Source organism: Pelosinus baikalensis (assembly GCF_020819555.1).
Classification (GTDB): Bacteria; Bacillota; Negativicutes; order DSM-13327; family DSM-13327; genus Pelosinus; species Pelosinus baikalensis.
The window spans coordinates 1-23,932 of the sequence record NZ_JAJHJB010000052.1; the positions used below are offsets into that span (position 1 = coordinate 1).

Below are 23,932 nucleotides of genomic sequence, written 5' to 3' on the forward strand. Positions count from 1 at the left end.
TAAACAAACAAAAATGGACTCGGCTTAAGCCGAGTCCATTTTTGTTTGTTTATGGGTGGAAAACACACTTTCTTGAACTGTTATTTAAAAAGACTATTTTTAAACATAAGTCCTAATAAAAAAGTATTGACAGTAAAGTTAGGAATAAATATAATATCATACATACACAAATATATTCTGTCAGAGTACTTATTTACAGAATATATTAATAAAAATGTAAAGTGTAACATAAATAATAAGGAGGCAGGTAAAAGTTACAGATTATATTTTGAAAGAAATTCAAATAGTATTTCATGTAGGTGCCCTTGGGTTATATACAGTTGGAATATGGGAGGAATAATGATGTCAAAGAAAGGGTTCTCTTTCATTGGTTTATTGCTTACGGTAACCATGTCCGGTTTCATGTTGGCAGGATGTAGTTCAACTCCATCTACGAATGATTCCAAAGAAATAAAAATTGGCGGAAATTTTGAGTTAACTGGTGGAGTTGCTAACTTTGGTAAGATGACAGCAAATGGCATTCAGCTAGCTTTTAAAGAAGCCAATACATCAGGCGGTGTTCTTGGTAAGCAAATAAAGTTAATATTGGCCGATAATAAATCAGAACCTTCTGAGGCTACCAATGCAATCACAAAACTGATTACCCAAGACAAAGTTCCTCTTGTTATGGGACCTGTTGCTAGCTCTAATGTATTAGCAACCCTGCAGGTATCACAAGATAATAAAATTCCTGTCATTACAGCCACAGGTACGAATTCGAAGATTACTGTGGATAATGGTAAAGTAAGACCTTATGCCTTCCGCAGCTGCTTTATTGATCCATTCCAAGGAACTGTAATGGCTAACTTTGCTAGCAAATCATTAAAGGCAAAAACAGCTGTGATTTATATTGATAATAGTTCGGATTATTCCAAGGGGCTGGCCGAATCTTTTGAGGCTCAGTTTGTTAAAAATGGTGGTGTAGTCGTAGGCAAGGAAGCTTTCTTGCAAAAAGACCAAGATTTTAAGTCTACGTTAACGAAGATAAAAGTAATGAATGCAGATACTATCTTTATCCCTGCATATTATGAAGAAGTAGGTAAAATAGCAAAACAAGCTCGTGAGTTAGGAATTACCATACCTCTTATTGGTACAGATGGCTGGGATGATCCTAAGGTTGTGGAAGTTGCAGGGGCAGAGGCGATGAATAATACTTTCTTTAGTAATCACTACTCTTCTCAAGATACAGACCCTCGTATTGTAAAATTCGTAGAAGCCTATAAAAAAGAGTATGGCCAAGAGCCAAATGCTTTAGCAGCATTAGGTTATGATGCTGGTTTGATGGTTATTGACGCGATTAAACGGGCAAATAGCACGGAACCTGATAAAATTAGGGATGCATTAGAAAAAACAAAAGATTTACAAGTCGTTACAGGAGTCATTACTCTAGATGCAAATCATGACCCGGTCAAAAGCGGTGTTGTTATCGAAATGAAAGATGGCAAGCAAACCTTCAAAGAAAAAATCAATCCATAAATGTAAAAAACTTGGCATTAGCCAAGTTTTATACATTTATGGATTGATTTAGAATAGTCACCTGTATTTTTAAAGATGTGCCAGGTGTTTAAAACTGGATAAATAGTGAGAATTACAAGACCTTATTATCACAAGAAGAGAAGAAATAATTCGATTTTAGTATTATCTATAAAAAAAAATCGCAAATGTCTATTACACAAGGACAAATTGTCTAATGTCCTTTTTGTGAGTATTGACAGCAAAGCGCAATATGTCTATAATACAGCATGTGACAAGTACGAATATTCGCCTGGGGAGGACTAAGGTGTATTTCGAACAGTGGATACGGACTTTTTAAAATGGAGAAAATACATATTATTTAAAAGGAGAATCAGTGTTTATGAAAAAAACAAGTAAGTGGATCAGTACCTTTATTGCTGTTGCTATGCTGGGCTTAATGGCAACAGGGTGCAGCGGTAAACAAGATAGTAATGTAATTAAACTTGGTGCCAACCTAGAAATGACTGGTGGCAATGCGACTTTTGGTAAATCTGCAAGCAATGGTGCAAATTTAGCAATTAAACAAGTAAACGCTAATGGTGGTGTTCTAGGTAAACAGTTAAGTTTAGTAGTTGCAGATAATAAGAGCGAAGCTGCAGAAGCTGCAAATGCTATGCAGAAATTAATTACCCAGGATAAGGTAGTAGCCGTTATTGCTCCAATTGCTTCTTCCAGCGTGATTGCTGGTGCGCAAGTCAATAACGATAATAAAGTCTTAGCAATTAGTCCAACAGCATCCAATCCTAAAGTGACAGTAGATCCTACAACTAATAAGGTTCGGGACTATTTATTCAGAGCAGCATTTATTGATCCTTTCCAAGGTTCAGTAATGGCAAACTTTGCTACGAAAACCTTAAAAGCTAAGACTGCAGCAATTTACATTGATAACTCCAGTGACTATGCTAAGGGCTTAGGGCAGTTCTTTAAAGAAACCTTTATTAAGAATGGCGGTACAATTGCAGTAGAAGAAGCGTATCTGGCAAAAGATACGGATTTTAAAGCTACATTAACGAAAATTAAAGCTGCGAATGTGGATGTCGTCTTTGTACCAGGTTATTATCAAGAAGTTGGTATGATTGCGAAACAGGCTCGAGAAATTGGTTTAGCTATGCCGCTTCTCGGTGGTGATGGCTGGGATTCTGCGAAGCTTCCAGAAATCGCTGGAGCGCAAGCGCTGAATAATACGTTCTTTGCAAATCATTACTCACCAGATGACAATAGTCCAGCAATTAAGACTTTTGTTGATGCATATAAAGCAGAATATAAAGAAACTCCAGATGCCTTTGCTGCATTAGCTTATGATGCGACGATGATGGTCATTGAGTCCATTAAGCGTGCCAATGGTGTTGATACGGTGAAGATCAAAGATGAGTTGGCTAAGACAAAAGACTATAATGCTGTATCAGGTTTAATTACGTTGAATGAAACTCATGATGCAGTAAAAAGTGCTGTTATTATTGAAATGAAGGATGGCAAGCAAACTTTTAAAGAAAAAATAAATCCTTAATTGTTTATGTAGATCGATAAGCGTCAGCATATTGACATTCATAAGATTGAGTCCAGAGCTACCCTTGCTGAAATAAAGAGTATAAATTTTATTATTATTAACCACAAAAGCACAATGCTACTGGTGTGGCATTGTGCTTTTGTGGTTTTTTAGCAAGTGAAAGAAAGGGAAACATTGCTTAGATATAAAGTAGCGGTATGGAGTGACACTGTCAATGAGTTGACGAATATGTCAAATTACAGACGAAAAAAGCCACCCATAAGGATAAAATTGATGAACACTAAGAGCTTTTTAGAAGTTGATATGTTTTTTTAAAAAAAATTGGCTTACTTGCTAGAACGTATGGAATAAAGCTTACGGGGAATAAAGGCCGCAAAAGTATTGATAATAGAACATAAATGGCATGATTATTGCATAAGTATTGCATAAGTATAAAGTGGTACGATTTTAACATGAAAAACTATATAAAAGTATGGTGTAAATGCGTGTTTGTATTTTTGGAAGAGATTAACCGACAAATTAAAAGATAAAAGTATTGACACTAGAAGACAATGTATCTATAATTACGTATATATTATAGGAGAATATCCACAGAGAAAAGATAGGCATATAATTCTAAGAGGGGTTACGAGGGATTCTAAAGTGGGATTAAAAAGCACATATAACCTGTTGAGAGGCTGTTTTAAAATATCCAGATGCTAGTCCTTACGAGCATTTGAGCGAGACGTACAAAGACGTATGTTTAGTGAAAACGCACAGGGACAATAAAGGTAGATGGGAATTTTGAAATAGACTCTATTAGACTTTATTGCAGTTGTTTCTTCAGTGTGAAAAATATAGGGAAAAGGCATCGCTTTACCCCTTGAAAATAAAAGAAATGTAGGAGGCGAAATCATGGATTTTTCAATTACTCAGCAATTTTTACAGCAATTAATAAATGGTATATCTCTTGGCAGCATTTATGCACTTATTGCTTTAGGTTACACAATGGTGTATGGAATTATTAAGTTGATTAATTTTGCGCATGGTGATATTTATATGGTAGGCGCTTATGTAGCATTTTTTGCTACAACGACGCTCAAACTTTCTTTTTTCCCAGCGCTAATTGTATCCATGGTAGTGGCTGCCATAGTTGGGATGACAATTGAAAGATTGGCCTACCGCCCATTGCGAAAAGCACCTAGAATTGCGATATTAATTACTGCAATTGGTGTATCTTTATTATTAGAATATGGCGGGATGCTTCTTGTTACACCACAGCCGAGAACGTTTCCAGCTCTATTCGAATCTCAAGTTTATACCTTTGGCAATATTGTAGTGAATAGTCAGCAGGTAATTATATTGGCAATATCCGTAGTGCTAATGGTTATTTTAACCTTTGTTGTACAACGTACCAAAATCGGTAAAGCGATGCGTGCTGTATCTTTTGATACCGATGCGGCTCGATTAATGGGTATTGATGTTGACCGTGTTATCTCCATGACCTTTGCGATTGGTTCTGCATTAGCAGCCGCAGCAGGCATGCTAGTCGGTGTATATTATAATTCAATTGATCCTTTAATGGGTATTATGCCAGGTCTTAAAGCATTCGTAGCTGCTGTTTTGGGTGGCATTGGAGTGATTCCAGGGGCGATGCTTGGTGGTATTATAATGGGCGTTATTGAAGCTATGGTAAGTGGCTTTATTTCTTCCACTTTCCGTGATGCTGCAGCGTTTGCCATTTTAATTATTATTTTACTGTTTAAGCCTTCTGGCTTATTGGGTAAAAACGTTCGTGAGAAAGTGTAGGTGGCAAATAATAATGGGAAAGAATAAGAAGGAATTGCTGTCGTTAGTGGCATGTATAGCATTGTATGCTGTTGTGCAAAGCTTAATTATGTTAGATGTTATTGGACCGTTTTGGGAGCTAAATTTAATTTTAATCTGTATTAATGTGATTTTGGCGGTAAGCTTAAATCTAATTAATGGTTTTACAGGTCAGTTTTCTATCGGTCATGCAGGATTTATGGCTGTGGGAGCTTATCTTGGTGCTGTACTCACTGTTAAATTGCAATTGCCCTTTATTGTTGCTATTTTAGGTGGAGCAGCAGCGGCTGGTTTCTTAGGATTTGTAATTGGTTTACCAACATTGCGTTTAGATGGTGATTATCTAGCCATTGCGACCTTAGGCTTAGGAGAAATCATCAGAATTACCATTCTGAATATTCCTTATGTAGGCGGCGCATCTGGTTTTATGGGCATTCCTCGTTATAGTAACTTCACGTGGGTATTCTTCGCTACCGTTTTTACTGTATTCTTTATTAGAAATTTCATTAATTCTACCCATGGCCGAGCGTGTATTTCGATTCGAGAGAATCAAATTGCAGCTGAGGCAATGGGAATTGATACTACGAAATATAAAGTAATGGCTTTCACGATTGGTGCTGCTTTTGCTGGTATTGCAGGAACCTTATTCTCCCATTATTTTTATATCGCTCACCCCGCGTCCTTTACTTTTATGAAGTCCTTTGATATTTTGACGATTGTAGTATTGGGTGGTCTAGGCAGTATTAGTGGATCGATTACGGCAGCTATATTACTGACTTTTGTTTCTGCAGCGTTAGCTAGCTATCCTGAGTGGCGTATGATTATTTACTCATTAATGCTGATCATATTAATGTTGTATCGGCCGCAAGGATTATTTGGCAATAAGGAAATCAGTCTTAAAATCTTTGGCCGTTTGATGGGAGGTAATAAGCGTGGCAATACTCAAGGCAACTAAACTTTCCAAAGTATTTGGCGGACTTAAGGCCGTATCCGATTTTTCCATCGATATTGGCAAAGGTGAGTTAATTGGATTGATTGGTCCTAATGGAGCTGGCAAGACAACCGCTTTTAACTTACTGACGGGTGTATATCAACCAACAACTGGCGAAATAGATTTTGATGGTAAAAGTATTGTTGGACTCAAACCTTTTCAGATTACTCAAAAAGGGGTAGCCAGAACCTTCCAAAATATTCGCCTCTTTTCTGAACTATCCGTTTTAGATAATGTTAAGATCGCTTATCATTTTCATGTAAAATACGGAATATTAGAATCTGTATTGCGTATAGGCAGATACCATCAAGAAGAAAAAGAGATTGAAGAAAGAGCGATCAAGCTATTAGAAATTTTTAAATTAAGCGATAAAAAAGATGAAATCGCTAAAAACTTACCTTATGGTGAGCAACGGCGTTTGGAAATTGCCAGAGCTTTGGCGGCTCAGCCTAAATTATTATTATTAGATGAACCTGCGGCTGGCATGAATCCTCAGGAAACTCAGCAGCTAATGCAAATGATAAAATGGATAAAAGAAGAATTTGATTTAACTATTTTATTAATAGAACATGACATGCAATTGGTTATGAATGTGTGTGAACGTATTTATGTATTAGAATATGGTAGTATAATCGCTCAAGGAACACCTGAGGAAATCAAGAATAACCCACGGGTTATTGAGGCCTACCTCGGAGAGGAGGTTGAATAATGTTAAAAATCGAGAATATTGATGTATATTATGGTGCGATACATGCCTTAAAGGGTATTAGCGCAGAGGTGAATGAAGGGGAAATTGTTACCTTGATTGGTGCGAATGGTGCTGGTAAAAGTACTATTTTACGTACGATTTCTGGATTGCTAAAACCGAAAGCAGGTCAAATTAATTTTGAAGGAAAAAGCATTGCTGGTGTAGTTGCTCAAGACATTGTAAAGCTTGGCATTTCTCAAGTACCGGAAGGGCGAAGGGTTTTTGCAAATATGTCTGTTCTAGAAAATCTAGAGTTAGGTGCTTATATCCGTAATGACAAAAAAGGGATTCAGGAAGATATGGAGAATGTCTTTGTAAAGTTCCCTCGCTTGGCAGAAAGGCGCAGTCAATTAGCTGGTACGTTGTCAGGTGGTGAGCAGCAGATGTTGGCTATGGGGCGTGCCTTAATGAGTCGCCCACGGCTATTGCTCTTAGATGAGCCATCTATGGGTCTTGCACCATTGCTGGTAAAAGAAATTTTTTCTATTATTAAAGAAATTAATGCTAGCGGAACCACGGTTTTGCTGGTGGAACAAAATGCTCATATGGCATTATCCATTGCCCATAGAGCCTATGTACTGGAAACAGGACGCATCACCCTTTCCGGCGATGCGAAAGAGTTGGCCGCAAGTGAAGAAATACGTAAGGCCTATTTGGGTGGTTAATCGATAAGACGCACTAAAGATAGTAGTGGCAGAGTGTTATGAAAGACAAAAGGTGAATTCCTAAATTGTATTATTCATAATTTCTGACATGGAAAAAATCTTTAGTGCGTTTTCTTTAATAAAAATCAATGGAGATGATGAAAATGTTTGTAGAAAGCAGGATGACAGCTAACCCAATTACAATCAGTTCGAATACAACAATTGCCGATGCATCGGAGATTATGCGTAATAATAAATTTCGCCGTCTTCCAGTGGTTGAGGGTGGAAAATTAGTTGGTATTGTAACTGACAGAGATCTTCGTGCGGTATCGGCATCGCCAGCAACTGCTCTTTCTATTTTTGAACTTAACTACTTATTGGCGAAGATGAAAATTAAGGATATCATGCAAAAAGAAGTGATTAGCATTAATACGGGTGCTACAGTTGAAGAAGCCGCAATTCTAATGTACAACCACCGCATTGGCGGTTTGGTAGTAGTAGATGAGCAAGGAGCAGTCGCCGGCATCATTACGGAAACGGATATTTTTAAAAGTTTTGTTGATATTATGGGTCTAGTGGATGGGAAAACTCGTCTGACCCTTGATGTGACAGATAAAATTGGATTGCTTCATGAAATTTCAGAGGTATTTTTGGCAATGAATATCAATATTACCAGTATGGTTAGTTATGCCTTACCCGATGGAAAAATTGAGATGATTATACGGGCCGATATTATTGATACGGAAGAATTAGAAAAGGCCCTTGCAGCTAAAGGATACCCCATTAGCCACGTGGTACATATTAAATCATGAACTAAGCTTGCCTGTCATGTTTTAGTAATCAATCCCTAAAAGATATTTACAAGCAGATTCCAAATGTGGTACTATATATAATATAATGCTAGGAACAGGCGGTCATCATGGCGCAGCCGGGCGGAAAGCAGCAGGTATGTATTAAAGCCTGCGGGACCTTAGAGGGCCTGCAGGCCTTTTTGTTATGTCATCCTATAGGAGCATGATTCGTTTATGGGCTGTAGTATCTGCTTAAAATGAGCTGGTATTGGTACCTTTTATAGTTCATATGAATAGTGTAGGCTATTGAAGGTTATAACAAAGAATAGAGCTGCTAAGCAAAAGGTAGGAGGTAGTATGATTGGGATATGTGGATAGTAATTTAAAGGAGCGTACTGCTAGGCTGTCCGTTATTTCTAATACGGTTTTGGTTGTATTGAAATTGATCGTGGGATTTTATACTGGGGCCGTCAGTATTATTTCAGAAGCTGCTCATTCTGGCTTTGATCTACTTGCATCTTTGATTGCTTTTTATGCGGTCCGCAAAGCAGATACCCCTCCTGATGACAATCATGCCTATGGTCATGGAAAATTTGAAAATTTATCAGGTGCTATCGAAGCGATATTGATTATCGGGGCAGCAGTATGGATTGTATATGAAGCCGGGAGTAAAATGAATTCGGCTACGGTTCCAGGTTTTTTAGAATATGGTATTGCGCTTATGATCATTTCAATTGCTATTAATTACTGGGTATCAGAAAGATTATTTAAGGTGGCTAAACAGACTGGTTCTCATGCCTTAGAGGCAGATGGTTTGCATCTGCGGGCGGATATCTGGACTTCTGTTGGGGTGTTAGTAGGATTGGTGATTATTCATGTAACTGGTCTTGCCTGGCTTGATCCTGTGATTGCAATCATTGTAGCTGGTATTGTGTTTAAAGCTGGTTATGGCATGACAAAGAAGAGTTTATATGAGTTAACGGATATTAGTTTGCCGGCACATGAAGAACAGATGATCATTGACATCATTAAGAGTCACAAAGAGATCATTTCCTTTCATCAGCTCCGCACTCGGCGTTCCGGCAGTTGGCGTTTAATTGATATGCATCTTATTTTATACAAAGATATGCATTTGAATAAGGCTCATGATATCTGTGATCAAATTGAAGAGGAAATAAAGCAAAAGCTAGGTTCTTGTGATGTCGTCATTCACCTAGAGCCATGTGATCATCTCGAAGAACTAGGGGCATGTCCTCTTGATGAATAGAAAAATAAGCAAGAATCATTTGATTCTTGCCTATTTTTTTTTGTCAATTTCCTTTGAACTACTTTTTTTATTATGAAACGTATATAAATGTTTGCAGCGGACACGACTTTCATGTTCATTGTCAAATTCTTCAGAGTTACCATTATCGGTGGAGGCCTCTTTGATTTCTGAAGGAGCAGGATTTGCTGAGGAAGCAGATGGAGTTTCCGGGGATACTGCTTCATTGGTTCGTGCACCAAATGTATTGACTAATTGTTGCAGGGCGACAGCTTCTACTTCTTGGATATCTGAGTTTGACGACGGCGCTGGGGCAGGTGGCTCAGGAGCTCCCTTAGGTCTGGGGCAGAGCACTTCCTTGTCTGGAAGGCAAGAGCCTTTATGGTGACAGCACTCTAGGACACGCCGTAAGGCCTCCATCTCAACGACCTGCTCGGCTGTGTGAAAAGGAACATCTGTTGTAGGGGACTTATTGGCTAATAACCGAAATAAATCCACTGGCGCACAAGAAATCTTTAAAAAATCGCTGCTAAAAGCTACTTTGCAGCAGAGTAATTCAAGGAAGACATCGATCAACGTTCCAGCGTTATCAGCACGCCTTACTGCCCGCTCGAAGACTTCAGGACAAATTTCTGGTGTACGATGAATTTCTTCAGAGGCACCCACAAGCAGGCGATATGAAGCTACTAACGAAGAAAGATTAGGAATAACTGCGTTTATATCAGCCAATATCAGGTCAATAATAGGTTGAGGATTTTGATTGGTATCTGACATGATAGTCGCCTCACTTTAGCGTTGGTGCAACATTATATGCCAGAGGCAGTGCGTTTGCTCTTCTTTATTAAGAAAGACTTAAGTAGAAGGATTTTCTCATAATAATGTATAATATATATGCAATTATAGAAAGCTGGAAACAATATGATCATGAAAAGTAAAATAATGATGATTGTGAAAGGAACTGAACTATGACCATGTTGCTCACACCGGAATTTTTATTAGCAGCGGGTAATAAAATAGTACGTCTTTTAGCTATTTTGTTAGGATCAATGCTTATATTGCGTCTATTCTCCCTCATGGTGAATAAAATGTTTATCCCTAAAGTTGGCATTAGTGCCTTTTCTTTTGACGAAAGACGTGCTAGAACACTGGGGGGAATGCTGCAAAGCATTATTCGGTATTTTATTTATTTTATTACAATCCTCCTGGTGCTGCAAGAATTCCATATTGATACCACCTCTCTAGTGGCCGGAGCTGGTATTATAGGATTGGCTCTTGGTGTTGGCTCTCAGAGTTTGATCCGCGATTTTGTAACTGGTTTTTTCATTGTATTGGAAAATCAGTTTGCTGTCGGGGATTACATTGTCAGTGGTGATATGGCAGGTACTGTGGAAGACATTGGTTTGCGCGTGACTAAATTGCGAGATGGCAATGGTGTGCTGCACATTATTCCCCATGGTGCAATATCTAGGATTAGTAATTATACAAGAGGCCATATGCAAGCTATAGTCAATATACCTGTTGCTTATGAGGCTGATTTGGATAAGGTACTTCTATTATTAGAAGAGGCTTGTATTTGTGTAGGCAAGGAGATGGAAGAGGTCTTAGAGGGACCGAAAGTATTAGGTGTAGTTGACCTTGGTGCTCAGATGCTAATGGTACGTATTGTAGCGAAGACTATGCCTTTACAGCAAGGAAAAGTGGAAAATGCTCTTCGTTACACAGTAACACGTTTATTTAATGAAGCGAATATTCCCCATCCTGTGATGGATAATAGTAAAAGGCAAGAAGGTGTTAGATAATGGTACGTTATCAAATTGGTGATATTGTGAGAATGAAGAAGAACCATCCTTGTGGAACTGCTTTGTGGGAAATTACGCGGACAGGGATTGATTTTGGTTTAAAATGCCAAGGGTGTGGGCGTTTTGTCCTGGTGCCACGCGTAAAGTTTGAAAAAGGTGTAAAAGAAATCGTAACACACAAAGGTACGCAAGAGGAGGGATAAATGTGAAGTATCAGTTTATTGTAGGAGGCATGACCTTGGTGACGGGAATTGTGCTCATTGCAATGGGAACAGATTTTGGTAATAAAATCAATCTAACAGTGGGTGTTATCATCGGCTCTATTATGTTGTTATTAGGTACGGCAAGATTGAAGAATGCCATTGCTTATCGTCGTGAACATGGAGAAGAGTGAAGTGCCTGCTTGAAAACAGGGGAAGAATCATCTACAATAAGACATGCTAAAAAGAAATTGTAAGTAAGGTGGAATAGATGAATGAGTACAAATTTAGAAGTGGGTATTGTTGGTTTACCAAATGTAGGTAAAAGTACATTGTTTAATGCGATTACAAAAGCAGGTGCAGAGGCTGCTAATTATCCTTTTTGCACAATAGAGCCAAATGTGGGTGTCGTAGATGTTCCGGATGAGCGCTTACCGCATTTGGTGGAAATGTATAAAACAAAACGCTGTATCCCGACCGCAATGCGTTTTGTTGATATTGCTGGATTGGTGAAAGGTGCGTCTAAAGGAGAAGGCTTAGGCAATAAGTTTTTAGCTCATATTCGCCAAGTAGATGCTGTTGCTCAAGTGGTACGCTGTTTTGAAGATGAAAATATCACTCACGTTGAGGGAGCCTTAAATCCTTTGCGGGATATTGAGATCATTAATACTGAATTATGCTTAGCTGATTTAGACACATTGGAAAAGCGTATGGAGCGTGTGCAGAAGCTCATTAAAACTGGCGATAAGAAAGCACCGAATGAAATGGCGGTACTGGTAAAAATTAAAGAGCTTTTAGAGCAAGCATTGCCTGCACGGCGCGCCAATATGACAGAGGATGAAGCCGGACTCATTGGTGACCTAAACTTGATGACGTTAAAACCAGTATTGTTTATTGCCAATGTCAGTGAAGAAGAAGTAGCCAATGCAGAGGATAATGAGTATGTTAAAATTGTGAAAAAGTACGCCGTAGAAGAGGGTGCAGAAGTTATTGCAGTATCGGCCAAAGTTGAGTCAGAGATCGCAGAACTGCCAGCGGAGGACGCGAAGGAATTTTTAGCAGAACTTGGATTGTCAGAATCTGGATTGGATAAGCTGATCAAGGCTTCATACAAGCTTTTAGGCTTAGTGACGTTCTTAACGGCTGGTGAGCAGGAAGTACGTGCCTGGACGATAAAAAAAGGGACAAAAGCACCTCAGGCCGGAGGCAAGATTCACTCTGATATTGAGCGTGGCTTTATTCGTGCAGAAATTGTCTCCTATAATGATCTTGTACTGACAGGCAGCTCCAATGCGGCTCGTGAAAAGGGATTGGTTCGTTTGGAAGGTAAAGAGTACGTTATGCAAGATGGGGATGTTACGTACTTTAGATTTAATGTATAATATTTCTTTCAATATATATAGTTGCATTTGTATTACTATTAGTGATATAATATGTCAGTCTAGGGTAGCCTAGAGAGGTTTGAGAAAATGTTTATAAATGTTTACAAACCTTCCCTGCTCCCACTAGGGAGCCATTAGTCCACAGGAGGAGGTGATTTCGTGAGAAAGTACGAAGTCATGTTTATTGTTAAACCGTTGGAAGAAGAAGCGACAAATGCGGTAATTACCAAATTTGAAAACCTGATTAATAACAACGGTGGTCAAGTAGAAAAAATTGACCGTTGGGGCAAAAAGCGTTTGGCTTATGTAGTAAAAGACTTTACTGAAGGTTTTTACTGCCTGACTACCTTTACAGCTGTACCAGCGACCATTCTTGAGCTTGATCGTATAATGAAGATTACTGAAGATATTTTGAAATTTATGATTATTAAAGTAGACGAATAGACCAGGGGGAATTAAACCATGAATAAGGTTATAATAGTCGGTCGTTTGACTCGTGATCCGGAAGTTCGATATACACAGACTGGTAAGGCAGTAGCATCTTTCAGTGTAGCAGTTGATACCGGTTATGGTGAGAATAAGCGAGCTGATTTTATTCCTGTAGTAGTATGGGATAAGCTGGCCGAAGTTTGTGGCAACAATCTTACCAAGGGTCGTCGTGTACTAGTTGAAGGACGTTTGCAAATTCGTGATTATGAGAAAGATGGACAAAAACGGCGTGCAGCTGATGTAGTAGCCCAAAATGTTGAATTTTTGGATACGAAGCAAGCTGTAAGCGGTGGCAGTACTGCTGCTAGTCCTGCAAAATCATCCGGATATGATGTCAGCTCCTTTGGTACAGAGGTCTTCCCTGAAGAAGAGATTCCATTTTAAAGGGAGGTATTATCGGTGAAACGTGAAAGAGGAAGAAAACCTAAGAAAAAGATTTGCAGTTTCTGCGTGGATAAAGTAGAAACGATCGATTATAAAGAAGTTGGTAAAATCCGTCGTTACACTACGGAACGCGGCAAAATATTGCCTCGCCGTATTTCTGGTAACTGCGCAAAACATCAACGTAGTGTTACTTTGGCGATTAAACGTGCACGTATTGTTGCATTGTTGCCATTCACAGCAGAATAAAACAAAAGAGAGGTTACTTAACCTCTCTTTTATTTTATTCTGCTAAGAATGGGTCATCGTATCTTCTTATCTGGGATATACTTTATGATAAAGCAGGAAACAGACTATTGATTTGCGAATACTATATCAGATATAGTAAAAAGGGGGGGAGTGGCTGTTTTGTTTTCGAATGAGTCGGATATTTTACGCAAAATGCGTTTGATAGAGTGGCTAAAGGCGGAGTTGATCACCCATATTGGTCAACTATACCAAGCCATGGCAAAGAATAGTGAACAGGCGATTAGTGAAGGATTGGCTGCCGTAGTCGTTTCTTGCTATATTTTAGGAAGACGACTAGGGATTAGCTTTGAATCATTAGATAAGTCGGTTTTAATGCAAGTAGAACAAGATATAAAAAAAGAACGAGAAGTGGAGAAATGGTTTGGTGACTCTAGTGAGTTCCAGCGTCATCTCCGCCAAAAGGGGTGAATGAATGAGACAGACACGGCTCAGGCCTATGGTAGAGGGTGGAATATTATCAGGGATTGCCATACTATTTGCCTTGATTAGTGCTTATCTTCCTCTGATTGGACCTTTTGTTAATTTAATGTGGCCCGTGCCCATTATTTTATTAGGTGTTCGTCATGGCTATAAGTGGAGCATTATGGCAACGGTTGTTTCTGGTGTTATGATTGCCATGTTAATGCATCCGCTGCATTCTCTTAGTGTGGTTGTTGGATTTGGTTTAATTGGTATTGTGTTAGGCTATGCCTTTCGTATGAATTTTAGTGCTGGTAAAACGATGTTGTGGGGAACGGCTGCTTCCTTGGTTTCTAAAGCTGCGTTATTGGCGATTAGTGCCTTAGTACTCGGTGTGAATCCTCTTAATATGCAAAGTGATGTAATGAATAATGCTGTAGCTCAGGCCATTGAAGTATACCGGGATTTTGGCATGGCAGAGCAGGAACTGGCTAAGATGTCTGAGTCTATGCAGTCCATGATTGAATTAATGAAGATTATTTTACCGGCAGGTTTTATTATGGCATCGGTACTTGATACGTGGCTAAATTTTCTTATTGCCAAAACTGTATTAAGAAAACTAGGACATAATGTTCCTAACTTTCCAGCATTTAAAGAATGGTCCTTGCCGTATCACATTGTGTACTTTTTTGCATTATCCTTAGTGATGATCTATTGGGGTAATAGCAGGGAAATTAGCTTGTTGACTCAGGTTGGCATGAATCTTCAAGTGATCACGAGTACCCTCATTTTAGTGCAAGGTTTGGCGTTATTTAACTACTTTGCCGATAAATACAATTTGTCAAAAATGATTAAAGGACTTATACTGTTCTTGATATTGACAAATGGTTTTTTTGCGCAGATCTTGATAGTAGCGGGTGCAATTGATATGGTTATGGATTATCGACGTTTGCGAGGGCCTCAATCCAAAGATTAAAAACTGGATGTGTGAGACTAGCCTTCAAGGAGGAGTTGTTTATGCCGCAAGGTCCGTCTTTTTGGTTTGATACAAGAATTTATCTTGCTGTTGCCACAGCTTTATTAGTGGTAATTGTTTTTTATAATCCCTATGTAGCAGTATTAGGTGCAATTTTGTTATGTTCTTTGTATTTATATGGGCGCGAACGCCACAAAGAGCGGCAAAAGGCGTTGGATAGCTACCTATATACGATGAGTAACTGCATTGAAGAAGGAGCATCCTATGCGTTAAAAAGTTTGCCTTTGGTTATGATGATCATTGACAAAGAGGGAAAATTATATTGGCATAATGATGTTCTTATCGACTGGTTTGGTGATGAAGTTGAACTAGGAGAGTCGATTATGGGCATTTGTCCCGAATTTCCTTTGGATAAGGTATGGGGCAAATCCGGTCGGGAAGTATTTTCGACAGAGGATAAATATTATGATGTGATTCATGAACCCGTAATTCATAAAATGGATCATGAAGAGTTAATAATTGCTTATATTAGTGATATTACAGCCAGTGAAAAAGTGAGAGCTGAATGTGTAAATTCTGTACCGGTTATGGCTTACATCCAAATTGATAATTATGATGATGTATTGCAAGGATTAAGTGAAGGTCAGCGAACGTCTGTAGTCGCAGAAGTCAATAAGCTTCTAGCAGAATGGGTGGCAGAGAATGAGGCTGTATTAAAGAAATATGCAGAGGACATGTATCTTGCGGTGTTTAACCGTCAGAACTTAAATAAATGCCTGCAGGAAAAGTTTGACATTCTCGATCGGGTACGTGCCATTCATATTGGCAATAAAATTCCCGTGACACTCAGTATGGGAGTTGCGGCTGATGAAGATTCTGTAGCTATATTGGGAGAACGAGCCCAAGCAGGTCTGGATTTAGCATTAGGCCGAGGCGGCGATCAGGTGGCTGTTCATGTAGGAGGTAAACTCCAATTCTATGGAGGTAAAGCTAAAGCGGTAGAAAAAAATACAAGAGTTAAGGCACGGATTGTAGCCCAGGCATTGCGGGAAATTATTGATGATGCTGATAGGGTTCTGGTCATGGGTCATACGAATGAGGATTTTGACAGTTTAGGTGCTGCTATTGGCGTGGGTATTATGGCTCGCCATTTAGGAAAAGAATTACACATTGTCGTTAGCCAGCCAGGGGTTTCATTAAGCAAACTGCAGGAGATCTTGGCCGATTATGAAGAATATCAAGATTTATTTATCACGTCAGCTCAGGCGATGCCGCTGATTACGCCCCAAACCTTACTGTTTGTAGTAGATGTTCATCATCCAGAATTATCTGCAGCACCAGAGTTATTAAGTAAAGTCGATCGAGTGGTTGTTATTGATCACCATCGCCGCTCTGAAAAATTCATTGCAAATCCGCTATTAGTATATCTTGAACCGTCAGCGTCTTCTACTTGTGAACTGGTTACAGAGTTATTGATGTACTTTGATGATTACCTAGAGTTTAATAAAATGGATGCAACGGCCTTGTATGCTGGCATTGTTGTCGATACGAAGCAGTTTTCGGTACAAAGTGGAGTGCGTACCTTTGATGCTGCAGCCTATTTAAGGCGTTCAGGAGCTGATCCTGCTTTAGTTCGTCAAATGTTTCGCTTAGACTTTGAGACGGTTAAGTCACGGGCTGAAATTTTGAATCAGGCAATCATGTTACCTGGTGGCGTAGTCGTAGCAGGTTGTCCCGATAATATAAAAAATGCACAAATTGTAGCAGCGCAAGTTGCTGATATGCTGCTAGGAGTAGAAGGAGTACAAATCAGCTTTGTATTGTTCTTTCTTGAAGACGGCGGCATTGGTGTTAGCGCACGATCCAACGGAGCTTTCAACGTACAAGTTATCATGGAAGAGCTAGGTGGAGGCGGACATCAGACGGTAGCTGGTGCTCAGGTTAAAAAAGGCACTATGGAAGAAGTGAAGCGCCAAGTGATAGAACTAAGCGCAAAATATATAGAGGAGAGTGCAGAAAATGAAAGTAATTCTACAACAAGAGGTTAAAAAATTAGGCAAAAAAGGCGATATTATAGAGGTTTCAGAAGGCTACGCGCGCAATTATTTATTAGCGCAGAAATTAGCGATTCCTGCGACTGCTTCAAATGTCAATCAGGCAAGTCAACAAAAGGCATCGGAAGAACGCAAGCAACAAAGAGCACTGGATGAAGCCAATCTGTTAGCAGCGCAAATGTCCAAAGTAGAAGTAACTATTGGTGTGAAAATGGGCGAAGGCGGCAAATTATTTGGCTCTGTTGCGAGTAAGGATATTGCCGATGCTCTTTATGCTCAACATAAAATCGAAATGGACAAACGCAAAATTGATTTGAAAGATGCGATCAAAGCATTAGGTACATACCCTGTATCCATTAAACTGCACCCTGAGATTAGTGCTAAGATACAGGTACACATTATTGCTAAATAGCAAGAGCATTGGTTATGTATGCTTTTGCTGTCCTCTAACGGGGATTATAGAAAGGACTATTATATGAAAAACTTTTTTAACAAATTTATTCCTAGACGACCGTTGCCTAGTAGGGCAAGGGTCAATGAACAGCTAAAGCATCAAACAACAGCATTATATGAAATGTATGCGGGTATTTTTGGTCCAGATAAAGTGGTGCTAAAAGCTGTAAAACTGGATGCCTTATCTTTAATGAATTCTGAAAATACAGGAGAGCGAGTATTGGCCTTGCAAAAGCTGGTATTTGAAGATCCAACAATGGAAAAAATACCTACATTGCAAGAGGTACCGGAAATTTTAGTTGCGATTGAAGAAGAGATAGCTAGTTTAATGGCTCGTCGGTCCCTGGAAGATCGGTTAGAAAAGAAGATTAATGATAAGATGGAAGAACGCCATCAAGAGTATGTAAGAGAAATAAAGATGCAGGTTCTCAAAGAGGAAGAAAATAATGTTGAGAATCCTCAAACTTTAAAAAAATATGCCATGCTGGAAGTGTTAGAGCAGAAGAAACTGACTAAGTCAGCTATGGAGATCACTCGTCCAGAAACATTAGGGGAAATTGTAGGGCAAGAAAGAGCGGTAGAAGCCCTTCGTTCTAAATTGGCATCACCCTATCCTCAGCATCTGATTCTTTATGGTCCGCCGGGGGTTGGTAAAACAACGGCTGCCCGCTTAGTATTAGAAGCGGCAAAGTCTCTTAAGTTTACGCCCTTTGCACAAGAGGCTCCTTTTATTGAGGTGGATGGAACCACATTGCGGTGGGATTCCCGAGGGATGACCAACCCTCTTTTGGGTTCCGTTCATGATCCTATTTACCAAGGAGCGCGGCGAGATTTAGCTGAGACGGGTGTGCCGGAACCGAAACCAGGCTTAGCTACAGATGCTCATGGTGGTATTTTATTTATTGATGAAATTGGTGAAATGGATGCAATGCTGCAAAATAAGCTGCTAAAGGTACTAGAAGACAAGCGGGTATCTTTTGAATCCGCCTATTATGATCCTTCTGACCCGAATGTTCCCAAGTACATTAAAAAGCTTTTTGAAGATGGTGCGCCCGCGGATTTTATTCTGATTGGTGCGACCACAAGAGATGCTTCGGAAATTAATCCTGCGATACGATCGCGCTGTGCTGAAATTTACTTTGAGCCTTTGACGCCAAAGCATATAGAAGAAATTGTTTATAATGCGGCAGTCAAATTAGGTGTAGCTTTAGAATCTGATGTAGCTGCTTTGATTAGTGAATATACCATTGAAGGCCGTAAGGCTGTTAATATCTTATCGGATGCCTTTGGTATCGCTTTATATCGGTCCAGTGATCATGAAAAGGTAGTCATTACCCATGATGATGTATATAAAGTAGTACAGGTTAGCCGTCTAACTCCTTTTGTAAATCTTAAGGCGGCTAAGATTGGTGAAGTTGGTAAAGTATTTGGTCTAGGTGTTGCTGGTTATCTTGGTTCTGTATTAGAAATTGAAGCTGTATCCTTTGCAGCAGGACAAAAGGGTAAGGGACGTTTGCGTTTTAATGATACAGCCGGCAGTATGGCAAAAGATTCGGTCTTTAATGCTGCAGCTGTAGTCAGAAAGATAACAGGTGAAGATTTAGGCAACTATGATGTTCACATTAATATTATTGGCGGCGGACGCATTGATGGTCCTTCAGCTGGGACGGGCATTTTGGCTGCAATTATTTCCGCTATTACCGAGCGTCCCATTCGCCAGGATGTTGCAGTGACAGGTGAAATTTCCATTCAGGGTAAAGTGAAGGCTGTCGGTGGTGTCTTTGAGAAAGCGTATGGTGCCAAACAGGCAGGTATTACGACTATGATTATTCCGAAAGAAAATGAAAAGGATATTCCCCAAGGGCATTTGGGCTTAGAAATCTGCCCTGTAGATAACGTAGAAGAAGCACTAGCCATTCTATTGTCTGATACAGAGCAAAAAAGTGCATAGCAAGATGGGGAGGAGGCAAGTTGATTGTTAGATAGAATACCACCACAAAATATGGAAGCTGAGCAGGCAGTACTTGGGGCCATGCTGATTGAGCGGGAGGCAATTTCTAAGGTTGCTGAGTTATTGCGGCCGGAAGATTGTTATCGCGAAGCTCATCGCTTAATATATAATGCTATGCTGGAACTTTTTAATAAAAATGATGCAGTGGATATGGTTACTGTTATTGAGTTTCTGCGCAAAGAAGACAAACTGGAAGCAGCGGGCGGGATTGCTTATGTAACCTCCCTGGCGAACAGTGTACCGACTGCTGCTAATGTATTGTATCATGCAAGAATCGTAGAAGAAAAAGCGCTGTTGCGTCAATTGATTAATGCTGCTACCAATATTGCTGGCATGGGGTATGAAGGCAGTGAAGAAGTAGCTACTATTTTAGATAGCGCTGAAAAAATGATACTATCTGTATCCAGTCGAAAAATGGGGGGAGAATTTACTCCCATTAAGAGTATTATCTTTGATGCATTTAATAAAATTGAACAGCTATATGCTTCAAAAGGTAGTATTACTGGCCTTTCCACTGGATTTAAAGACTTAGATAAGCTGACTTCAGGTCTGCAGCCCTCTGATCTGATTCTGATTGCAGCTCGTCCTAGTATGGGTAAAACGGCTTTTGTACTGAATATTGCCCAGCATATTGGAATTGCCGAAAAAAAGGCAGTGGCATTCTTCAGTCTGGAAATGTCCAAAGAGCAGTTGGTTCAACGTATGTTGTGTGCAGAATCTGCCATTGATTCTCAGCGATTGCGAATTGGTGAGCTGGAAGCTAAAGATTGGACGAAACTCGTCAGCGGGGCAGACCGATTGTCCGCAGCACCTATTTTTATCGATGATACAGCAGGTATTACTGTAATGGAAATGCGCTCAAAGGCAAGACGGTTAAAGATAGAGCATAACTTAAGCTTAATTATTATTGACTATCTGCAGCTTATGCAAGGCAGTGGAAAGGGGAAAGGGAGCGAGAATCGTCAGCAGGAGATTTCAGAAATCTCCCGTTCTCTAAAGGCTTTAGCCAGGGAAATCAATGTCCCTGTTATCGCCTTGTCTCAGCTTAGTCGTAGTGTAGAGTCCAGACAAGTAAAGAAACCGATGCTGAGCGATCTTCGAGAATCAGGATCATTAGAACAGGATGCGGATATTGTGGCTTTTCTCTATCGGGATGACTATTACAATCCTGATAGTGAACAGAAAAATATTACGGAAGTTATTATTGCCAAACATCGTAATGGTCCAGTTGACACCGTTCAATTATTCTTCCACAAACAATTTACGAAGTTTAGTGATTTGTCGAAATTGCCAGGATAGAGGAGGTAGATGATATCTCCTCTATTTTTATGATGTTTTGCGGAAAAATCAGTACTTCTATTAAAAATAAATAGAAGTTTTGTAAGAAAATCCGAACGATGGGTGGACAAAGATGAAAAACATTCGAAAATACATTGACACTTTTAGTGCTAAGTGCTATGCTATATGAGGGAAAAAATCTAGACTTTAAATAAAAATTGAGTGAGTACTAAGATGGTGAGTGAATTTTATGGTCTAGGGATAAAATAAGCATGCCTAATTATAAACAACTTATTAACAAAGTTATCCACAGTTTGTGGATAACTGGTTAGGTACATTAGGTTTGGTTTATAAGTAGAAATAGATTCTAAAGTCAAATGATACCAGAAGTTAAAAAAGAGAGAAAAGAACTTTTGGCAAAAGTATTTTAAAAAGATGGGAAGGGTGAATATTATGCCAGCAGTAGTAGTAATGGGAACTCAGTGGGGCGATGAAGGAAAAGGAAAGATTGTAGATTATTTGGCAGAAAAAGCAGATGTTGTTGCTCGATACCAAGGTGGTAATAACGCAGGTCATACTGTGGTAGTAGAGGGTAAACAATTTAAATTGCAGCTATTGCCATCAGGAATTTTATATAAAGGCAAGACTTGCGTTGTTGGTAATGGCGTGGTAGTTGATCCAGGCGTCATACTTAAGGAAATTAAGGGCATGCAGAGTCAGGGCATTGATACCTCAGGTTTAAAAATTTCTAACCGGGCTCATGTTATTATGCCATATCATCGTTTATTGGATGAAGCAGAAGAAACCTATCGTGGTGATCATAAGATTGGTACGACCAAAAGAGGCATTGGTCCATGTTATATGGATAAAAACTCTAGATGTGGAATTCGTATCGTAGACTTAATGGATGAGGAAGAGTTCTCAGAAAAACTCAAGCGCAATCTAGAGGCTAAAAATCATTTACTAAAAGCTGTATATGGTCTAGACGGCTTTGACTATGAAACCGTGAGAAAAGAGTATTTAGGTTACGCAGATGAATTACGTGCTTATGTTTGCGATACATCGGCAGCTTTAAATAAATCATTAAAAAATGGAGAAAAAGTATTATTTGAAGGCGCGCAAGCAACCTTATTGGATTTGGATCATGGAACCTATCCATATGTTACTTCATCCAACCCCATTGCTGGTGGAGTGTGCGTAGGTGCAGGTATTGGACCTACTAAAATTGACAAAGTGATTGGCGTAGTGAAAGCCTATACGACTCGTGTAGGAGAAGGTCCGTTCCCTACAGAATTATTTGATGAAGTTGGCGATCATATTAGAGATAGAGGTCATGAGTATGGTACGGTTACTGGCCGCCCTCGCCGTTGTGGTTGGCTAGATGCCAGTGTAGTAGGTTATGCTGGCCGATTAAGTGGTATTGATTATATGGCGATCACTCGCTTGGACATTTTAGATGAGTTAAAAGCAGTGAAGTTATGTGTTGGCTATAAATATAAAGGTAAGTTATTGGAAGAGTTTCCTGCCAGTTTAAAAGCATTAGCAGAAGTAGAACCTATCTATGAAGAACTGCCAGGCTGGCAAAGTGATACCACTGGTGTTCGTAACTATGCTGATCTGCCTTTGAATGCACGTCTTTATTTAGAACGTTTAAGTGAAGTTGCCGACATTAAGCTTGGCATTGTATCGGTTGGTCCTGGTCGTGATCAGACCATTGTAATGCATGAGATTTTTGGATAAAATGGCAAAGGAATAATTAGCATGTAGGTGATATAAATGGCAGCCTTGTTGTTAAGAGAAATTGTTGATTCTTTTTGTCTTACAGTCGTGGATAAAAATTGTAATCTTAACGTTCCAGTAGAAGTGTCTGATATCAATCGTCCGGGACTGGCTTTAGCTGGTTATTTGCAGCATTTTGATGAGCAGCGCATTCAAGTAATTGGCACAGCAGAATCGGCATTTCTAGAAACCTTAAGCGAAAATTTGGCAACTGAGCGGTGGCTGTCATTTATTAATCTGCATTTTCCCTGTTTAGTGATCACTCGCAACATCATACTCCCTGAACGTTGGCTGCAATTGGCGGCAAACCGTCAATTGCCAGTTTTTCGTACCCGTTTAGCTACGACTCGTTTTATTGCTCAGCTAACTAATTATCTAGAGCATAAACTCGCGCCAAGTACGACTCTTCATGCTGTTCTAGTAGATGTGCATGGTGTAGGAACTTTAATTATTGGAGAAAGTGGAATAGGAAAGAGTGAAACTGCACTGGATTTGATTAAGAGGGGACACCGTCTGGTGGCAGATGATGCCGTAGAGGTCACCTGCACGGAAGAGAATGTATTGACCGGTACGGCGCCAGAAGTATTGCGCCATGTGATGGAAGTTAGAGGACTTGGTATTTTAAATGTTAAGGCATTGTTTGGTATTGGTGCTGTTAGGCCGAATCAAAAAATTCATCTTGTCATTCAGTTAGAAGAGTGGGATCAAACTAAGGCTTATGACCGTCTAGGTCTTGATGAAGAGCATCATGAGATTTTAGGAGTCGGATTGCCTTGTAAAACCATTCCTGTCCGTCCTGGACGGAATTTATCTAATATTATTGAAGTGGCAGCAATGAATTACCGACTCAATAAATCGGGCTATAATGCTGTGGAAGACTTTATTGAAAAACAAAGAAAGTTCTGTTTGGGAAATACGCCGGATTGAGGCAGTACAGAAAATCGAATAATAGTTTGTCGAAAATAGGATCTATTTGACGCAGCAGATGAAATTAACAATAAAAAGAAGTTGACAGTAATCGAATATTCCTATATAATCATATCTTGTGAGAGCGAGATGATCCACTAGCTCAGTTGGTAGAGCACCTGACTTTTAATCAGGGTGTCCCGCGTTCGAG

At 39.5% G+C, this 23,932-nt stretch carries 24 protein-coding genes and 1 riboswitch; of the genes, 23 read left to right on the plus strand and 1 reads right to left on the minus strand.

Going from position 1 to position 23,932, the window contains the following annotated elements; translation table 11 throughout:
* The first annotated feature begins 342 nt into the window (after positions 1-342).
* The 8 genes from LMF89_RS22620 to LMF89_RS22655 all read left to right on the plus strand — a co-directional run bounded on the left by LMF89_RS22620 (position 343) and on the right by LMF89_RS22655 (position 9,308).
* Positions 343-1,515 (plus strand): ABC transporter substrate-binding protein, encoded by a 1,173-nt coding sequence (locus LMF89_RS22620; RefSeq protein WP_229537084.1) that lies wholly within the window; start codon positions 343-345, stop codon positions 1,513-1,515.
* Between the two features lie 379 nt (positions 1,516-1,894).
* Entirely contained in the window at positions 1,895-3,061 is a 1,167-nt protein-coding gene (locus tag LMF89_RS22625) for an ABC transporter substrate-binding protein (RefSeq protein WP_229537073.1), read from the plus strand.
* Positions 3,062-3,955: 894 nt separating this feature from the next.
* Complete coding sequence (locus LMF89_RS22630) at positions 3,956-4,849, plus strand: branched-chain amino acid ABC transporter permease (protein ID WP_007954729.1); 894 nt, start codon at positions 3,956-3,958, stop codon at positions 4,847-4,849.
* A 13-nt stretch (positions 4,850-4,862) separates the two neighbouring features.
* Positions 4,863-5,822 carry a branched-chain amino acid ABC transporter permease gene (locus LMF89_RS22635; RefSeq protein WP_229537074.1) on the plus strand — a complete coding sequence of 320 codons (960 nt, stop codon included), beginning with the start codon at positions 4,863-4,865 and terminating at the stop codon, positions 5,820-5,822.
* The gene (locus LMF89_RS22640; RefSeq protein ID WP_007954731.1) at positions 5,800-6,567 is read left to right on the plus strand and encodes an ABC transporter ATP-binding protein; all 768 of its coding nucleotides are present in this window, start codon (positions 5,800-5,802) and stop codon (positions 6,565-6,567) included. Before LMF89_RS22635 ends, LMF89_RS22640 begins: the two co-directional genes overlap by 23 nt.
* Positions 6,567-7,271 (plus strand): ABC transporter ATP-binding protein, encoded by a 705-nt coding sequence (locus tag LMF89_RS22645; RefSeq protein ID WP_007954733.1) that lies wholly within the window; start codon positions 6,567-6,569, stop codon positions 7,269-7,271. Before LMF89_RS22640 ends, LMF89_RS22645 begins: the two co-directional genes overlap by 1 nt.
* A 143-nt stretch (positions 7,272-7,414) precedes the next feature.
* Positions 7,415-8,062 (plus strand): CBS domain-containing protein, encoded by a 648-nt coding sequence (locus LMF89_RS22650; RefSeq protein ID WP_007954735.1) that lies wholly within the window; start codon positions 7,415-7,417, stop codon positions 8,060-8,062.
* Between the two features lie 80 nt (positions 8,063-8,142).
* Positions 8,143-8,223: riboswitch (NiCo riboswitch) on the plus strand.
* 179 nt (positions 8,224-8,402) lie between these two features.
* Entirely contained in the window at positions 8,403-9,308 is a 906-nt protein-coding gene (locus LMF89_RS22655) for a cation diffusion facilitator family transporter (protein WP_007954737.1), read from the plus strand.
* 30 nt (positions 9,309-9,338) lie between these two features.
* On the opposite strand, the gene LMF89_RS22660 is transcribed toward LMF89_RS22655, so the two are convergent.
* Positions 9,339-10,079, minus strand: coding sequence for a hypothetical protein (locus LMF89_RS22660; protein WP_229537075.1), 741 nt, complete (start codon positions 10,077-10,079; stop codon positions 9,339-9,341).
* 191 nt (positions 10,080-10,270) lie between these two features.
* Between LMF89_RS22660 and LMF89_RS22665 the strand changes: the two genes are divergently transcribed.
* From LMF89_RS22665 to hprK, 15 genes are all read left to right on the plus strand, one after another.
* On the plus strand, positions 10,271-11,104 hold the full coding sequence (locus LMF89_RS22665; RefSeq protein WP_229537076.1) for a mechanosensitive ion channel family protein: 834 nt from the start codon (positions 10,271-10,273) through the stop codon (positions 11,102-11,104).
* The gene (locus LMF89_RS22670; protein ID WP_082076252.1) at positions 11,101-11,307 is read left to right on the plus strand and encodes a DUF951 domain-containing protein; all 207 of its coding nucleotides are present in this window, start codon (positions 11,101-11,103) and stop codon (positions 11,305-11,307) included. The genes LMF89_RS22665 and LMF89_RS22670 overlap by 4 nt, the downstream gene beginning before the upstream one ends.
* A gap of 2 nt (positions 11,308-11,309) precedes the next feature.
* Entirely contained in the window at positions 11,310-11,498 is a 189-nt protein-coding gene (locus LMF89_RS22675; RefSeq protein WP_007936047.1) for a hypothetical protein, read from the plus strand.
* 81 nt (positions 11,499-11,579) lie between these two features.
* Positions 11,580-12,686 carry a redox-regulated ATPase YchF gene (ychF, locus tag LMF89_RS22680; protein WP_229537077.1) on the plus strand — a complete coding sequence of 369 codons (1,107 nt, stop codon included), beginning with the start codon at positions 11,580-11,582 and terminating at the stop codon, positions 12,684-12,686.
* 159 nt (positions 12,687-12,845) lie between these two features.
* Complete coding sequence (rpsF, locus tag LMF89_RS22685) at positions 12,846-13,130, plus strand: 30S ribosomal protein S6 (protein WP_229537078.1); 285 nt, start codon at positions 12,846-12,848, stop codon at positions 13,128-13,130.
* An 18-nt stretch (positions 13,131-13,148) separates the two neighbouring features.
* Positions 13,149-13,559, plus strand: a complete 411-nt coding sequence (locus LMF89_RS22690) for a single-stranded DNA-binding protein (RefSeq protein ID WP_007954753.1) — start codon at positions 13,149-13,151, stop codon at positions 13,557-13,559.
* Between the two features lie 15 nt (positions 13,560-13,574).
* Entirely contained in the window at positions 13,575-13,805 is a 231-nt protein-coding gene (rpsR, locus tag LMF89_RS22695; protein WP_007936039.1) for a 30S ribosomal protein S18, read from the plus strand.
* 150 nt (positions 13,806-13,955) lie between these two features.
* Complete coding sequence (locus LMF89_RS22700) at positions 13,956-14,273, plus strand: MazG-like family protein (RefSeq protein WP_229537079.1); 318 nt, start codon at positions 13,956-13,958, stop codon at positions 14,271-14,273.
* 4 nt (positions 14,274-14,277) lie between these two features.
* A complete protein-coding gene (locus LMF89_RS22705; RefSeq protein ID WP_229537080.1) occupies positions 14,278-15,240 on the plus strand; it encodes a YybS family protein in 963 nt (320 codons plus the stop codon).
* A 41-nt stretch (positions 15,241-15,281) separates the two neighbouring features.
* The gene (locus LMF89_RS22710) at positions 15,282-17,288 is read left to right on the plus strand and encodes a DHH family phosphoesterase (RefSeq protein WP_229537081.1); all 2,007 of its coding nucleotides are present in this window, start codon (positions 15,282-15,284) and stop codon (positions 17,286-17,288) included.
* Positions 17,260-17,706, plus strand: a complete 447-nt coding sequence (gene rplI, locus LMF89_RS22715; protein WP_007951207.1) for a 50S ribosomal protein L9 — start codon at positions 17,260-17,262, stop codon at positions 17,704-17,706. The genes LMF89_RS22710 and rplI overlap by 29 nt, the downstream gene beginning before the upstream one ends.
* 63 nt (positions 17,707-17,769) lie before the next feature.
* On the plus strand, positions 17,770-19,698 hold the full coding sequence (gene lonC, locus LMF89_RS22720) for a Lon family ATP-dependent protease (protein ID WP_229537082.1): 1,929 nt from the start codon (positions 17,770-17,772) through the stop codon (positions 19,696-19,698).
* Positions 19,699-19,722: 24 nt separating this feature from the next.
* The gene (dnaB, locus tag LMF89_RS22725) at positions 19,723-21,057 is read left to right on the plus strand and encodes a replicative DNA helicase (protein WP_007936031.1); all 1,335 of its coding nucleotides are present in this window, start codon (positions 19,723-19,725) and stop codon (positions 21,055-21,057) included.
* Between the two features lie 432 nt (positions 21,058-21,489).
* On the plus strand, positions 21,490-22,776 hold the full coding sequence (locus tag LMF89_RS22730; RefSeq protein ID WP_036680660.1) for an adenylosuccinate synthase: 1,287 nt from the start codon (positions 21,490-21,492) through the stop codon (positions 22,774-22,776).
* Positions 22,777-22,812: 36 nt separating this feature from the next.
* Positions 22,813-23,742: an HPr(Ser) kinase/phosphatase gene (gene hprK / locus LMF89_RS22735; protein ID WP_229537083.1), complete on the plus strand. Its 930-nt coding sequence runs from the start codon at positions 22,813-22,815 to the stop codon at positions 23,740-23,742.
* Positions 23,743-23,932 lie beyond the last annotated feature (190 nt).

What these genes read in the sequence shown, in the direction of transcription:
- LMF89_RS22620 (WP_229537084.1), top strand. Translation starts at nt 343, where the DNA reads ATGTCAAAGAAAGGGTTCTCTTTCATTGGTTTATTGCTTACGGTAACC.
- LMF89_RS22625 (WP_229537073.1), top strand. Translation starts at nt 1,895, where the DNA reads ATGAAAAAAACAAGTAAGTGGATCAGTACCTTTATTGCTGTTGCTATG.
- LMF89_RS22630 (WP_007954729.1), top strand. Translation starts at nt 3,956, where the DNA reads ATGGATTTTTCAATTACTCAGCAATTTTTACAGCAATTAATAAATGGT.
- LMF89_RS22635 (WP_229537074.1), top strand. Translation starts at nt 4,863, where the DNA reads ATGGGAAAGAATAAGAAGGAATTGCTGTCGTTAGTGGCATGTATAGCA.
- LMF89_RS22645 (WP_007954733.1), top strand. Translation starts at nt 6,567, where the DNA reads ATGTTAAAAATCGAGAATATTGATGTATATTATGGTGCGATACATGCC.
- LMF89_RS22650 (WP_007954735.1), top strand. Translation starts at nt 7,415, where the DNA reads ATGTTTGTAGAAAGCAGGATGACAGCTAACCCAATTACAATCAGTTCG.
- LMF89_RS22660 (WP_229537075.1), bottom strand. Translation starts at nt 10,079, where the DNA reads ATGTCAGATACCAATCAAAATCCTCAACCTATTATTGACCTGATATTG.
- LMF89_RS22665 (WP_229537076.1), top strand. Translation starts at nt 10,271, where the DNA reads ATGACCATGTTGCTCACACCGGAATTTTTATTAGCAGCGGGTAATAAA.
- ychF (WP_229537077.1), top strand. Translation starts at nt 11,580, where the DNA reads ATGAGTACAAATTTAGAAGTGGGTATTGTTGGTTTACCAAATGTAGGT.
- LMF89_RS22690 (WP_007954753.1), top strand. Translation starts at nt 13,149, where the DNA reads ATGAATAAGGTTATAATAGTCGGTCGTTTGACTCGTGATCCGGAAGTT.
- LMF89_RS22705 (WP_229537080.1), top strand. Translation starts at nt 14,278, where the DNA reads ATGAGACAGACACGGCTCAGGCCTATGGTAGAGGGTGGAATATTATCA.
- LMF89_RS22710 (WP_229537081.1), top strand. Translation starts at nt 15,282, where the DNA reads ATGCCGCAAGGTCCGTCTTTTTGGTTTGATACAAGAATTTATCTTGCT.
- rplI (WP_007951207.1), top strand. Translation starts at nt 17,260, where the DNA reads ATGAAAGTAATTCTACAACAAGAGGTTAAAAAATTAGGCAAAAAAGGC.
- lonC (WP_229537082.1), top strand. Translation starts at nt 17,770, where the DNA reads ATGAAAAACTTTTTTAACAAATTTATTCCTAGACGACCGTTGCCTAGT.
- LMF89_RS22730 (WP_036680660.1), top strand. Translation starts at nt 21,490, where the DNA reads ATGCCAGCAGTAGTAGTAATGGGAACTCAGTGGGGCGATGAAGGAAAA.
- hprK (WP_229537083.1), top strand. Translation starts at nt 22,813, where the DNA reads ATGGCAGCCTTGTTGTTAAGAGAAATTGTTGATTCTTTTTGTCTTACA.